10 protein-coding genes and 1 tRNA gene are annotated in these 13,964 nt (G+C 71.5%); 3 read left to right on the forward strand and 8 right to left on the reverse strand.

The genetic code is table 11. The features are described from left to right. The first annotated feature begins 166 nt into the window (after window positions 1–166). Together ACP4J0_RS24370 and ACP4J0_RS24375 are read left to right on the forward strand one after the other, a co-directional pair. On the forward strand, window positions 167–2,365 hold the full coding sequence (locus ACP4J0_RS24370; RefSeq protein WP_426600805.1) for an elongation factor G-like protein EF-G2: 2,199 nt from the start codon (window positions 167–169) through the stop codon (window positions 2,363–2,365). Window positions 2,366–2,582: 217 nt separating this feature from the next. After that, window positions 2,583–4,244: a hypothetical protein gene (locus ACP4J0_RS24375; protein ID WP_426600806.1), complete on the forward strand. Its 1,662-nt coding sequence runs from the start codon at window positions 2,583–2,585 to the stop codon at window positions 4,242–4,244. Window positions 4,245–4,271: 27 nt separating this feature from the next. Here ACP4J0_RS24375 and ACP4J0_RS24380 read toward each other — a convergent pair whose 3' ends face one another. The 4 genes from ACP4J0_RS24380 to ACP4J0_RS24395 form a co-directional block, all read right to left on the reverse strand. Next, on the reverse strand, window positions 4,272–4,820 hold the full coding sequence (locus tag ACP4J0_RS24380) for an HIT family protein (protein WP_426600807.1): 549 nt from the start codon (window positions 4,818–4,820) through the stop codon (window positions 4,272–4,274). Window positions 4,821–4,909: 89 nt separating this feature from the next. Continuing rightward, window positions 4,910–6,886 (reverse strand): threonine--tRNA ligase, encoded by a 1,977-nt coding sequence (gene thrS, locus ACP4J0_RS24385; protein WP_426600808.1) that lies wholly within the window; start codon window positions 6,884–6,886, stop codon window positions 4,910–4,912. A gap of 117 nt (window positions 6,887–7,003) precedes the next feature. Beyond that, complete coding sequence (locus ACP4J0_RS24390; protein WP_426600809.1) at window positions 7,004–8,236, reverse strand: hypothetical protein; 1,233 nt, start codon at window positions 8,234–8,236, stop codon at window positions 7,004–7,006. Further along, complete coding sequence (locus ACP4J0_RS24395) at window positions 8,233–8,799, reverse strand: DUF4365 domain-containing protein (protein WP_426600810.1); 567 nt, start codon at window positions 8,797–8,799, stop codon at window positions 8,233–8,235. Before ACP4J0_RS24395 ends, ACP4J0_RS24390 begins: the two co-directional genes overlap by 4 nt. A 171-nt stretch (window positions 8,800–8,970) precedes the next feature. On the opposite strand from ACP4J0_RS24395, the gene ACP4J0_RS24400 reads away from it, so the two are divergent. Further along, entirely contained in the window at window positions 8,971–9,696 is a 726-nt protein-coding gene (locus ACP4J0_RS24400) for a 3'-5' exonuclease (RefSeq protein WP_426600811.1), read from the forward strand. Between the two features lie 47 nt (window positions 9,697–9,743). Here the strand turns inward: ACP4J0_RS24400 and ACP4J0_RS24405 are convergent. The 4 genes from ACP4J0_RS24405 to ACP4J0_RS24420 all read right to left on the reverse strand — a co-directional run bounded on the left by ACP4J0_RS24405 (window position 9,744) and on the right by ACP4J0_RS24420 (window position 13,959). Continuing rightward, window positions 9,744–9,815 (reverse strand) — tRNA-Val (locus tag ACP4J0_RS24405). Between the two features lie 39 nt (window positions 9,816–9,854). After that, window positions 9,855–10,301 (reverse strand): SRPBCC family protein, encoded by a 447-nt coding sequence (locus ACP4J0_RS24410; RefSeq protein WP_426600812.1) that lies wholly within the window; start codon window positions 10,299–10,301, stop codon window positions 9,855–9,857. 39 nt (window positions 10,302–10,340) lie between these two features. Beyond that, entirely contained in the window at window positions 10,341–13,076 is a 2,736-nt protein-coding gene (locus tag ACP4J0_RS24415) for a Tat pathway signal sequence domain protein (RefSeq protein ID WP_426600813.1), read from the reverse strand. A 283-nt stretch (window positions 13,077–13,359) separates the two neighbouring features. After that, window positions 13,360–13,959, reverse strand: a complete 600-nt coding sequence (locus tag ACP4J0_RS24420) for a hypothetical protein (protein WP_426600814.1) — start codon at window positions 13,957–13,959, stop codon at window positions 13,360–13,362. Between the last annotated feature and the right edge of the window lie 5 nt (window positions 13,960–13,964).

Raw genomic sequence — 13,964 nt, forward strand, 5'->3', positions numbered from 1 at the left:
CCCTTGCCGGGCGGCCGGTGGGCGGCGTGATCGGGGCCGTCGTATGGACGCGGCGTGACGGGAGTGGAAAGCTCGAAGGACCGCGGGCGTCGCCGGAGCCGCCAGTGCACGCGGTCCCGCGTGTCCGCGCTCCCAGTGACCTCACCGTGTACGGGAGGCAAGGAACATGGGCGACAAGGCACACACCCACCCCGGAGCCGCCGGAAGGGCAACGGCGGCCGACCGTCCCACGTCCGTACGGAATGTGGTGCTGGTCGGCCACTCCGGATCGGGCAAGACGACTCTGGTGGAAGCTCTCGCGCTGACGGCGGGAGCGGTGAACCGGGCGGGCCGCGTCGAGGACGGCGGCTGCGTCTCGGACTACGACGAGATGGAGCACCGGCAGCAGCGCTCCGTACAGCTCTCCCTGGTGCCGGTCGAATGGGACGGCATCAAGATCAACCTCCTGGACACCCCCGGGTACGCCGACTTCGTCGGTGAACTCAGGGCCGGTCTGCGGGCGGCGGACGCGGCCCTCTTCGTCGTCTCGGCCTCCGACGGGGTGGACGGTTCGACCCGCATGGTGTGGGACGAGTGCGCCGCCGTCGGTATGCCGCGCGCCATCGTGATCACGCACCTGGAGTCCGCCCGCGCCGACTTCGAGGAGATGACGCGGATCTGCGCGGAGGCCTTCGGCGGGGACGATCCCGACGCCGTCCTGCCGCTGTACCTGCCGCTGCACGGACCGCAGGCGCCGGACGGGCACGCCCCCGTGACAGGCCTGATCGGGCTGCTCTCGCAGAAGCTGTTCGACTACGCGTCCGGCGAGCGCGAGGAGTCCGAGCCGGGCGAGGAGCAACTGCCGCTGATCGACGAGGCCCGCTCCATGCTGATCGAGGGGATCATCTCGGAGAGCGAGGACGAGACCCTCATGGAGCGCTATCTCGGCGGCGAGCAGGTGGACGTCAAGACGCTCATCGAGGACCTGGAGCGGGCCGTGGCGCGCGGGGTGTTCTTCCCCGTACTGGCCGCCGCCCCCGCGGCCGAGGGCGCCCGGCAGGGGCTCGGCACGGTCGAGCTGCTGGAGCTGGTCACGCGCGGCTTCCCGACCCCCCTGGAGCGCGCGGCGCCGCAGGTGACGACGCCTGACGGCCGCCCGCGCGAGCTGCGGATGTGCGATCCCGACGAGTCGCTGGTCGCGGAGGTCGTCAAGACGTCCTCCGACCCGTACGTCGGACGGATCTCGCTGGTCCGCGTCTTCTCCGGCACCCTGCGCGCCGACCAGACGGTGCACGTCTCCGGGCACGGGCTGGCCGACCGCGGCCACGAGGACCACGATGTCGACGAGCGGATCGGTGCCCTGTCGACCCCCTTCGGCAAGCAGCAGCGGCCGGTCTCGCACGTGATCGCGGGTGACCTGGCGTGCGTGGCCAAACTGAGCCGCGCGGAGACCGGGGACACGCTCTCCGCCAAGGACGACCCGCTGCTGATGGCCCCGTGGGAGATGCCCGACCCGCTGCTGCCGCTCGCCATCCAGGCGCACAGCAAACCCGACGAGGACAAGCTCTCCCAGGGGCTGGCGCGGCTGGTGGCCGAGGATCCGACGATGCGCCTGGAGCAGAACCAGGACACGCACCAGGTGGTCCTGTGGTGCCTGGGCGAGGCCCACGCCGACGTGGCGCTCGAACGGCTGCGCGGCCGCTACGGCGTCCAGGTCGACGTCGTACCCCACCGGGTGTCCCTGCGGGAGACGTTCGGGGACAGGGCGGCCGGGCGTGGGCGGCACGTGAAGCAGTCCGGCGGGCACGGGCAGTACGCCATCTGCGAGATCGAGGTGGAGCCGCTGCCGGGCGGCTCGGGCATCGAGTTCGTCGACAAGGTGGTCGGAGGCGCGGTGCCCCGGCAGTTCATCCCGTCCGTCGAGAAGGGCGTACGCGCGCAGGCCGCCAAGGGCGTCGCCGCGGGCCATCCGCTGATCGACGTGCGGGTGACGCTGCTCGACGGCAAGGCGCACTCGGTGGACTCCTCCGACGCCGCCTTCCAGACGGCCGGCGCGCTGGCGCTGCGGGAGGCCGCGGCCGAGGCGAGGATCCACCTGCTGGAGCCCGTGGCAGAGGTGAACGTGCTGGTCGGTGACGCCTATGTGGGCGCCGTGATGAGCGACCTGTCCGGCCGGCGCGGGAAGGTGCTCGGCACCGAGCAGACGAGCGGCGGGCGGACCCTGGTCCGGGCCGAGGTTCCGGAGATCGAGATCGGCCGGTACGCGGTGGACCTGCGCTCCCTCTCGCACGGCACCGCGCGCTTCGACCGCCGTTACGCGCGGCACGAACCGATGCCGCCGCAGATCGCGGAACGTCTCCGGGAGGAGCCGCGGGCGGCGTCGTAGCACTGCGGAGACCGGTGCGGGCCCCCGCGCCGGAACCGCGCTCCCCCGGCGCGCGACGGCGCACCTGCGGGTCAACCCGCGCGCGCAGGGGGCGTCTTCGAAGGTCCGGTGACGCATGTCGGTGGTGGCGGATACGCTGATGACCTGATCAACAGGTGTGCGGGGCAGGGAAGTCGGGAAGGCCGCAGGACGACAGTGGTGGCGATCGGGGGCGGGAATGACCGGTGACGGCGGTTACGCGGACTTCTTCGGGCCGCAGGTGCCGCGTACGGACGACGGGGGGCAGACGGCCACCTTCGCGCTGGCCTCGGCCGCCTACCGGGACAACCCGATGGAGGAGATCAAGAAGGCCGACAACGAGTGGCACCAGACGGCCGTCAACGGGGGACGGTCCTGGGCCACGATCTTCCGTCCCAACCTCGGCGAGGCCTTCTCCCGCGCGGTGGCCGACCGGATGCTGGGCAGCGGCCGCAAGCCGCTCATCCAGTCGTTCGGCGCCGAACCGCAGGTGGTCGTCGAGCACTGCCTGGCGGCCAACGGCATCCGCAAGGCGCGCGACGCCCGGCTGTCCATGGTGATCGTGGTGTGCGGCCTGCTGTTCCTGCCCGGCATGCTGGTCTGGCTGATCGGCTTCCAGATCCGTACCACCGTCGCCAAGACGGAGAACAAGCAGGCCGGTGCCCTGGGCACCGCGGTGCTCGTGGCGATAGCCGCGCTGGCCGTGCTGTTCCTCGTCAAGATGCCCTTCGGCGGTTTCTGGGCCTGGTACGCACGTGCCGCGGTCGTGATGCCCGTCATCGGCTGGTTCTGGGCCAAGCGGATCTGCGAGGGCACGGCGAAGGACCTGCGGGAGCGCTGGGCGGGCCTCCTGTCGGGCGCCGGCGTCGGTGCCAAGGTGCCGGAGGCGGTACCCAGCAATCCGGGCGAGACGGCGGCCGAGCAGCTGCGCCAGTCCCTGGCCAAGCTCGGCGCCGAGCAGCAGTCCAACTCCGTCTTCTACGCCGGCCCCAAGGGCATACTCGGCATGGGCACGCGCTGGGGCAGCTGGCAGCTCGCCGAGGACCTGGTGCCGGCCGACCCGACCCGGGAGATCCACCCCTTCCGCAGCTGGGACGTCGTCCGGTCCATCCACGACCAGCTGCGCATGCTGGAGCGCGGCCCGCTGAACACCGGCGGTTTCCCGAAGCCGTCCATCCGGCACTGGGTGGTGACCCCGATCGGTGAGAACGCCAAGGCGGTGTCCCGCCCGGAGGGCACGGACGTCGAGGCCTACCAGGTCAAGCCGCACGCGATACAGGACATCTGCAACAAGCAGCAGTTCAGCGCGGGCGACCGGCACTACCTGGGCGTCCAGTGGACGCTGTGGGACGGTCAGCTGGTCATCACCATGCTGATCACCGTGACCGTGCTGTACGAGACGCTGCGCATCGAGGTCACCGGCCACGCGCTGGGCCCGGTGAACCCGCTCTTCACCACCGGGCCGGAGGCCCCCTCGAAGGAGGTCGCCAAGTCGTTCAAGCCGTGGGAGACGCGGAAGGTCATGCTCCCCCTGGTCACCGCGAACGAGGTGGTCCGGCTCGCCGTCCGGGCTCCGCTCACCTGGTATCCGCCGCTGCTGAACTGGCTCGGCGGCACGATCGGGCTGCCGGAGCCGTTCGGGCTGCGGCACGCGTGGGCGGACCAGCCGTGGCGGCACCGCTTCATGGCCGACGACGCGTTGCGGGCGGCCACGCCGGTGCTGCGGGTGGTGCACTCGGCGGCGATCAAGGTGCTGGAGGAGAACGGCGTGGACACGGAGAAGTTCGGATCGCGGTCGGCGTTCCTGAGCACGGCCGTGCAGGATCCCACGCCGGGTAAAGCGGACCTGTACAACGCGTAGGCCCCGCTGCAGGGGCCCTGCGGGATGCTAGGCGGAGGGCCACGCCTCCGCCAGCATCTTGCGGGTGTCCCCCAGCAGCTGTGGCAAGACCCGCGTCTGGCCGACGACGGGCATGAAATTGGAGTCACCGCCCCACCGGGGCACGATGTGCTGGTGAAGGTGGGCAGCGATGCCCGCGCCGGCCACCGTGCCCTGGTTCATTCCCACATTGAAACCGTGAGCCCCGGAGGCTCTGCGCAACACCGTCATGGTCTGCTTGGTGAGTTCCGCGAGCTCCGCGGTCTCCCCTTCCGTCAGATCCGTGTAGTCGGCGACATGACGGTAGGGCACGACCATGGTGTGGCCGCCGGTGTAGGGGTACAGATTGAGCACCGCGTAGACCAGCTCGCCGCGCCGGACGATCAGTCCGTCCTCGTCGGACTTCGCCGGGATCGAGCAGAAGGGGCAGCCGTCGTCGGCACCGGGGCCGCTCGGCTTGTTCTCGCCCTGGATGTAGGCCATCCGGTGGGGCGTCCACAGACGCTGGAACGCGTCCGGCGTCCCCACTCCCAGCTGCTGCTCCGGCTCACTCGTCATGCGTGCAGCATATGGCGTCGGGGCCCGGGAACCGAAAGGGCCCCCGGGAGCGCCTCCCGGGGGCCGATCCCGCGATCACGGGGAGCACGTCACACCTGGATACGGCGCTCCACCACGTCGGCGAGCTTCGCCAGCGCCTGGTCCCGCGGAATGCCGTTCTCCTGCGAACCGTCGCGGTAGCGGAAGGAGACCGTGCCCGCGTTCATGTCGTCGTCACCCACGATGATCATGAACGGGACCTTCTGCTTCTGGGCCGTCCTGATCTTCTTCTGCATACGGTCCGAGGAGGAGTCGACCTCCACCCGCAGGCCCTTCGTCCTGGCCTCCGCGGCGAACTTCTCCAGGTACTCGACGTGAGCGTCACCCACCGGGATGCCGACCGCCTGGACGGGGGCCAGCCACGCCGGGAAGGCGCCCGCGTAGTGCTCCAGGAGCACCGCGAAGAAGCGCTCGATGGAGCCGAACAGCGCGCGGTGGATCATGACCGGGCGGGTCTTGCTGCCGTCCGCGGCCGTGTACTCCAGGTCGAAGCGCTCCGGCAGGTTGAAGTCGAGCTGGATGGTCGACATCTGCCAGGTGCGGCCGATGGCGTCCTTGGTCTGGACGGAGATCTTCGGGCCGTAGAAGGCGGCGCCGCCCGGGTCCGGGACCAGGGGCAGGCCCTGCTTCTCGGCGACCTGGCGCAGCGTCTCCGTCGCCTCTTCCCAGGCCTCGTCGCTGCCGACGAACTTCTCCGGGTCCTTGGTGGACAGCTCCAGGTAGAAGTCGGTCAGTCCGTAGTCGCGCAGCAGGTTCAGCACGAAGGTGAGCGTCTTGTCGAGCTCCTCCGACATCTGCTCACGGGTGCAGTAGATGTGCGCGTCGTCCTGGGTGAAGCCGCGGGCCCGGGTCAGGCCGTGCACGACGCCCGACTTCTCGTAACGGTAGACCGTGCCGAACTCGAAGAGCCGCAAGGGCAGTTCACGGTACGAGCGGCCGCGCGCGTCGAAGATCAGGTTGTGCATCGGGCAGTTCATGGGCTTGAGGTAGTAGTCCACGCCCTCGTCGAGCTGCATGGGCGGGTACATGCCGTCGGCGTACCAGTCCAGGTGGCCCGAGGTCTCGAAGAGCTTCCCCTTCGTCGCGTGCGGGGTGTAGACGAACTCGTAGCCCTCCTCCTCGTGGCGGCGCCGCGAGTAGTCCTCCATGACCCGGCGGATGACGCCGCCCTTGGGGTGGAAGACGGCGAGGCCTGAGCCGATCTGCTCCGGGATCGAGAACAGGTCCAGCTCGCTGCCGAGCCTGCGGTGGTCGCGCTTCTCGGCCTCGGCGAGGAACTCCAGGTGCGCCTTCAGCTCGTCCTTGGTCGGCCAGGCGGTGCCGTAGATGCGCTGGAGCATCGGGTTCTTCTCGCTGCCGCGCCAGTAGGCGGCGGCGTTGCGCATCAGCTTGAACGCCGGGATGTTGCGGGTGGTGGGCAGGTGGGGACCGCGGCAGAGGTCCTTCCAGCACAGCTCGCCGGTCTTGGCGTCCAGGTTGTCGTAGATCGTCAGCTCGCCGGCGCCGACCTCGACGTCCGCGCCGTCGTCGTGCGACGCGGAGCCCTTGAGGCCGATCAGCTCCAGCTTGTACGGCTCGTCGGCGAGCTCCTCGCGGGCCTCGTCGTCGGTGACGACGCGGCGCGAGAAGCGCTGGCCGCGCTTCTGGATCTCCTGCATCTTCTTCTCGATGGCCTTGAGGTCATCGGGGTGGAAGGGCTTCTCGACGTCGAAGTCGTAGTAGAAGCCGTCCTTGACGGGCGGGCCGATGCCCAGCTTGGCCTCGGGGAACAGCTCCTGCACGGCCTGCGCCATGACGTGCGCGGTGGAGTGGCGCAGGATGTTCAGGCCGTCCTCGGACGAGATCTCGACGCCCTCGACGGTCTCGCCGTCCTCGACCTCGTGGGAAAGGTCCCTGAGCTCACCGGACACGCGGGCGGCGACGATCGAGCGCTCGCCGGCGAAGAGCTCGGCGGCCGTCGTGCCCGTAGTCACCACGCGTTCTTCCCGCTCGGAATCGCGTTGGATGATCACACGGACGTCTGACACCGGTCTCTCCTGACTGAAGGTGGGGCCGCGGCGCCATACCAAAGCGCACGCATGAGGGCGATCGTACCGACCCGGGCCCGTGCATCGCGAAATCATTCCCGCCGTCGGCCCGGGCGGTCAGTCCTCGCAGTCCCCTGCGCAGGCCTCCTCGAAGAAGGCCGCCACCTCGACGTGCTCCTGCACCGCCTTCAGCAGCCGGTCCCGCTCCGCGTCGTCGACCTGTACGGGAGCGATCTCGCAGGCGCCGGTGAGCCGGCGGAATCCGCCCCGGCTCTCCAGCCGGCCGAGCACCCGCACCGGCAACCCGACGAGGTGGGCGTGCCCGGCGATCCGGTAGGCCTCCTCGTCCAGCGTGATCCGCACGTGCGGGACGTCGGCGCCGGCCAGCACCCGCAGCCGTACGGTGCCCGCGCCGCGCGGTCCGGGCCGGCGCATACGGACGACGGTGCCGGTGATCCGCACCGGTACGGACGGCTCCACGCTCAGGTAGCGGGCGGCGGCCTCGCGCAGCGCGGGCAGGTCGCCGGGCGAGAACCCGACGGGCTCGGTGACGGCGGCGCAGCCCTCGGGGACGCCTGCGGCCGGCGCCCAGCCGACGGCGATCCACGCTCCCTCCGTGCCGCGGACCAGGGTGACGAGCGCCTCGGTGAGTTCGTGGCTGACGCCGGCCGCGACGGCCGTGTCGAAGGCCTCCATGCCGCCGGTGGCCCGCCGGTAGTCGACGGCCTCACGGGCGGCGTGCAGCGCCTGGTGGAGGCGTACGGCGAGCGGGCGGCCGGTGGTGACCGGCACGAACGCCGTGAGCCGGCGGCCGCCGGAGGCGGGTCCGACCAGGACGTTCTCCAGGGCCTCGGCGGCGGCCCGCCGGTGCCGGGCGCCGTAGTAGCCGGCCCGCGCGCGCGTGGCGAGCGCTCCGGCGAGCAGCATCCGGCGGGCGGCGGAGCGCAGCTGCTCCTCCACGGTCCAGGGCGGGGTGTCGCCGGGACCGGTCGGCACGTCGCGCCCCCAGCGGATCTCGTCGCTGGGTACGGCGAGGGAGACGAGGATCTCGCGGGCGGCGGGCGTGCCACTGCGGGACAGGGCGAGCAGCGCCTCGCCGAGCAGGTCGTCGCTGTCGGGGAAGGCTCGGCTGACCGGCACCAGCAGGCTGGTGGCGCCGGCGCCCGGGCCGGGCGGGGTCCAGCGGCCGTAGCGGCCGGGGGCGCCACCGCGCCGCCGCCAGCCGTGCCGGTGGAGCAGGGCGGTGAGGACGGCGGGGTCGACGGTGCCGGACTCGGGCGGGTGGTCCTCGCTCCAGGCGGCGCCGTCGACGGGGTGGGGCAGCGGCTCCCCGGTCGGGCGGTGCGTCATGGTTTCCCTCCCGTCCCGACCCGCGTCATGATCTCGCACAGCGCCCGGTCGTCGAAGATCCGCGCGGTCGGTATCCGCACGGTGGTGCGCCGCCGGCCGGTGACCGGATGTCCGGCGAGGTTGGTCCAGTAGCAGCAGTGCCTGAGGTCGAGCCGGTCGTGACCGGCCCGCAGCCACTGGTCCCGGGACCGGGGGACGATCATCACGACCAGGATCTTGTGCACCGAGACCGGGGTGCGGGCGAGCTTCACCAGGTGCTCGTTGTCGAGCGTGAAGGAGAAGGAGCGGCCGGGTGGGCCCGGCGGGATCTGGTACGTCGCCTTGAGCTGCACCTTGATGGTGACCTCGTCGTCGACCGTGTGCCCGGGGGCGCTGTGGCTGACGTGCCAGTCGATGCCGTTGTCGGGGAAGGGCTGGGAGAGCGAGCAGCCCGCCGCCGCGGCGACCGCGTGGAGGTAGCCGACCTGCAAGGTCTCCATGCAGGCGGTGGTGGCGAGGGAGCCGCGAGTGGGCGCGGTGCGCTCGGGCAGCAGCCCGCCCCGTTCGGGCTGCGCTATGGCCATGGCCAACAGCCTTCCAGAACTGGTGAATCCCCGCTGCGGGCCTGTGAACTGGCAAGACCCTCACTCCTGTTGTGTCCTTCCGGCGTACGCCGCAAACAGTGCGGGTATCACCGAACCGGGACAGAGGACGGCGCGTCAGCGGCCGTGTCCGGACGAGGAGTTGAGTGCCCTATGACGAGCTGGTTCGAGGGGCCGCTGGCCGCCTTCGACACGGAGACGACGGGTGTGGACGTCGAGACCGACCGGATCGTGTCGGCCGCCCTCGTCGTCCAGGACGCGCCGGGCCTGCGGCCGCGCGTGACCCGCTGGCTGGTGAACCCGGGGGTGCCGGTGCCGCGGGCGGCGACGGCCGTGCACGGGCTGACGGACGAGCATGTGCAGCGCCACGGTCGCTGGCCGGCGCCGGTGATGTGGGAGATGGCCGAGGCGCTGGCCGAGCAGGCCCGCGCCGGGCGTCCGCTCGTGGTGATGAACGCGCCGTTCGACCTCACGCTGCTGGACCGGGAGTTGCGCCGGCACCGCGACTGCTCCCTCGGCCGCTGGCTGGAACGGACGTCCCTGCACGTGCTGGATCCGCGGGTGCTCGACAAGCACCTGGACCGCTACCGCAAGGGCCGCCGCACCCTGACCGACCTGTGCGCGCACTACGGCGTCGAACTGGAGGGCGCGCACGACGCGGCGGCCGACGCGCGGGCCGCGCTGGAGGTCGTGCGGGCGGTGGGGCGCCGATTCCCGGCGCGGCTGGAGCGTCTGTCCGCCGCCGAGCTGCACTCGCTCCAGGCGGTGTGGCACGCGGGGCAGGCACGGGGGCTCCAGGCGTGGTTCGCGCTGAACGGGACCGAGGAGGCGGTGGACCCGGCCTGGCCGCTGCGGCCGGACCTGCCGACGGCGGCGTGATCACACGAAGAAGCCGGCCCGCCATGCGGCGGACCGGCTTTTCCCGGTGGGCGATACTGGGTTCGAACCAGTGACCTCTTCGGTGTGAACGAAGCGCTCTCCCACTGAGCTAATCGCCCGGGAACGCACTGAACAATACAGGGCCCGGCGCTCTCTCTTCAAACCGCTTGCAGGTGGGCCGCCAGTCCGCGCCGCCCCGCCCGCATCATCAGCCGGTGGTTGGCCCGGAACAGGGGGCGCCCGGGCACGGCGAGGCGACGCAGCAGTGGCTTGCGTACGTCGACCTCCTGGTCGTACCGGACGAGGGCGCCGGAGCCGCGCGGGGCGACCGTCCAGCGCGCCCAGCCCTCCATGTCTCCGTCGATCGCGACCTCCAGCACGCCCGCCGCCGGGTCGCGCCGCCGCTCGCGCAGGGTGGTGGTCAGGTCGTACGGGAGGAGCGAACGGATGCGGACGACCCCGCCGGTGTCGCCGAGCCGGGTGACCTCGCGCACCTGGGGCCACCAGCGGGGGTAGTCCTCGATCCGTTCCAGCGAGCGGTAGACGGCCGGGGCGGGCGCGGGCAGGGCCCACAGGCTGAGGAATCGGTAATGGTTCCAGTCCACCTGTGGAGTGTGCCCGAGCCCGCGCCCGTCACGTGCCGGTCACGGCATCCTGTCGCCGAGGAGTGCCAGGTTCTCGATGGCGGCGAGGCCGTAGAGCGCGGTGTCGTTGGTGGACACCCAGGTCGCCTCGCTGCCCGGCACCAGCGCGACGGGGCCGCTCAGCTTCTCCGTCTTCCAGGGCGCCGACTCCTTGTAGCCGTCGGAGGCGTAGAACTTCTGCCACGCGCGCGCGGCGAGCTTCTCGTCCCCGGTCCGTACGGCCGCGTAGGCGTCGAGGCGCGAGTGACCCTGGAAGAGGATGAGGCTGCCGAAGTTGCTGCCGTAGCGGGCCGCCTGTTCGGTCTTGGAGGCGTTGAAGTAGCGGCAGTAGTCGTAGTACGCCTCGTTGAACTCCGGCATGTCGACGAGGTCGATCAGCTCGGCGCACAGTTCGTTCAGGCCGAAGACGGCCGACAGGTGGGAGACCTCGACCTTCGGGGTCTCGGCGACCGCGAACCGGCCGGTGTCCAGGTCGTACAGGCCGCTGCCCTGGACGAAGCCGTTGGGCTGGGCGGCGATGGTCTCCATCGTGGACAGGACGCGCGCCTTGGCCTTCTCCCACTTGGGGCCCTTGCGTTCCCACTCGGTCAGCCACGCCGAGACCAGGCCGCTCCAGTCGGTGCCGAAGCCGACCGACAGGGCGTTGCGGTCGGGGGTGTAGGGCTCGGTGCGGATCTTGCGGAGCGGGTCGAGGGCGAGGAACGTCTCGTCGGAGTCGACGTTGGCGTGCATGAGGTCGCCGACGCGTTCGTCGGCGGTGAGGAAGTAGTAGTAGCGCCGGTAGGTGGTGTTGGCGATGCGCTGCTGCTTGGCGCTGTCGGCGTAGTGCTGGACGCCGTGCCGGGTGCCGAGGCCGGCCCATTCGCCGAGGTGGTAGACGTCGACCTCGCCGGTGTGCCGGGTCATGGCCTCGGCGAAGCGGAAGATGTCGGCGCGGCCGGAGCGCAGGTAGGCGTACCAGAGCCACAGGTCGGGCGAGAGCTCGGAGTTGTCCCAGGCGTAGCCGCCGACGTCGTAGCGCCACTGGTGCCGGACGGTGTCGTAGGTGTGCATGATGTCGCCGTAGTCCCAGAAGCCGTACCAGCGGCGCTGCTCCACCTGGTCCTTGTAGTAGGTGAAGAGGAAGTCGAGGTGGTCCTCGATCTTCGCCTTGGCGGGTGTGGAGCGGTCGGGCTCGGAGTAGAGGCCGGGGCCGAAGACGCCGGCCTTGATGAGCTGCTTCGGCGGGGCGGCGAGCTGCGGCAGCACGCGCACCGCCTCGACCTGCTCGGCGAGGGTCTCGGCGCTGGGTGTCGAGGCGTTGGCCCAGAACATCAGCTCCGAGGTGCGGGCGATGCCGTAGGGGGTGCCGAACCCGGGCTCGTAGTCCTCGTAGGTGATGTTGAGTCCCTCGATCTGCTCGGGGAAGGTGTCCTGGCCCATGCCGTCGTGGTAGAAGCGCAGGTCCATGGGCTGGGCCTCGGGCGACCAGAGCCAGAGGGTGACCTCGGCCTCGTCGGTCTGGGCGTCGCGGATGTCGAGCTGGGCGGGGTGCTTCTCCCAGAAGTCGCGCAGGCCGAAGGAGAGTCCGCCGCTCGCCCCGCCGACGTAGCCGAAGCCGGAGGCGCGCCGGCCGCCGCCGGCGCCGATCCAGCCGTGGCCCTTCTTGGTGCGCTTGCGCAGGGTGAAGCCGTCGGCGGAGAGCTGGGAGAGGGTGTAGTCGCCCCACTCCGGGATGTACTTCAGGCGGGTGGTGACGCGCTGGTCCCAGGTGGCGGGGTCGGGCAGCTTCTCCCCCGCGAACTGTGCCGCCTGTACGGCCGCTCCGGGGTCGCGGCGCAGGCCGGTGATGCCCTTGACGGCCTCGCGCAGCAGGCCGGTGCCCTCGCCGCCGATGCGGATGTGCCGGTCGTAGGACTCGTCGCGCATCGGCACGGTGAAGCGGACACCGAGGCCGCGGATGAAGTCACCGCTCGCCTTGCCCGGCTCCTGCTTCCCGTCGAACGTGATCGTGTGCACCATGCGGAAGGAGTCGGCGCCCGCGTAGAAGTAGAGGCGGATGGAGAAGGGCAGCCAGCTCCGGCCGCCCTTGCGGTGCCTGCCGTCGATGCGGACGACGGCGCGGACCGGGCCCTCCTGCTCGACCTTCACCTCGTCGATGGCGCCGTCGAAGCGCTCGTACTTCACCGTGCCCTGGTCGCCGTCCTCGATCTCGGGCTGGCGCAGCAGGACGAGGCGTCCGTTCCTGGCGATCTCGGTGGAGCCTCTGGTGACCGACTTGATCAGTGTCGACCCCGACTTGCCGATTCTGGCGGTGATGGCGCCGGTCGATATGTCGATGGTGCCGCCGCGCTGGTCGACGGTGATCTTCTTCGCGGGTGCGGCGGGGGTGCCGGCGGTCAGGGTGAGCTCGCCGTTGCCCGAGCCGACGGCGTGCGCGGTCCACTTCAGGGAGCCGTCCGGCCAGTAGGCGAGGGGCCAGGACTGCGAGGGCACGGCCTTGCCGTCCGCGTCCGTGACGGCGAACGTCTGGTCCTCCCGGTACGTGCCCTTGGGCCACGGGACGCCGACGGTGGAGCCGGGTGCGGCGCCGAGGCCGCCGTCCTCCAGCCAGGTCAGGGTGACCGGGTCGGCGTCGCCGTCCTTGGCGGCGGGTGCGGCCTGGGCGGACTTCGCGCCCAGTGCCCAGCTGAACTGGGCGGCGGCGCCGGCGACGGCCGCCGCCTTGAGGAGGGACCTGCGGGGGATGGGGGACATGGCCTTTCCTTTCCGTTCCGTGCGGATGCGGGGGGTGTCAAGGGCATGGCTCTGACGCGTGGCGGACTGTCACGGGCACGGCGCTGACGTGCGGCGCGCCGTCACGGGCACGGCGCTGACGTACGACGGGCTGCCATGGGCATGGCTCCGAATGCGTGGGCGGGCTCTCACGGACATGACTCAGAACTCGTCAGGTGCTCGTAAGGGCGCTGTCACGGGCATGACAGCCGAGCCCCCGACGCCGGCGTGCCGGCTCGGGCGGGTGGGCGGGCGGGCGCCGCCGTCAGCGGCGCCGGTAGCGCTCCTCCACGGCGACGGCCGCCGCCGCGACGGCGCCGAGGACGGCGACCGCCAGCGGCGCGCTGAACCAGGCGGAGCAGACCACGACGGCCAGCCCGCCGACGATGAGGAAGGAGCCGGCGGGGTCGAGCACGGTGCGGCGTCCTGCCTGCGCGAGCAGCGACCGCCAGGAGGCGCCGGGCCGCCAGGCCGCCGTCGCGCGCAGTCCGGCCACGGCCGCGCCGATCAGGGCGGACACTCCGACGGCGCCCACGAACGGGCCGCCCGGCAGACCGCTGCGTACGGCCTGTACGTCCACCCAGACCGCGGCCAGGGCGGCCCACCCGGCGAGCCCGACGAGCCACCCGCGGCGCACCGCCACCCGGAAGTCGGCGGTGAACTCCCGCCAGCCGCCGCGCTCATGGGCGAGCCGGCGCCCGAGGTGCCGCGCGCCGGCCGCGAACGCGGCGGGGTAGGTGACCAGCGGCAGCGAGGCCACCGCGATCCATACTCCGGTGAGCAGGCACTCGGCGAACAGGGCGAACCCCTCGGCGAACCGTGACTCCCCCCGCTCGGCGCGGGCCTCGGCGCGTGCCTCGGTCATGATCG

Origin of the sequence: Streptomyces sp. WG7, from assembly GCF_049975785.1 — a bacterium.
GTDB lineage: Bacteria > Actinomycetota > Actinomycetes > Streptomycetales > Streptomycetaceae > Streptomyces.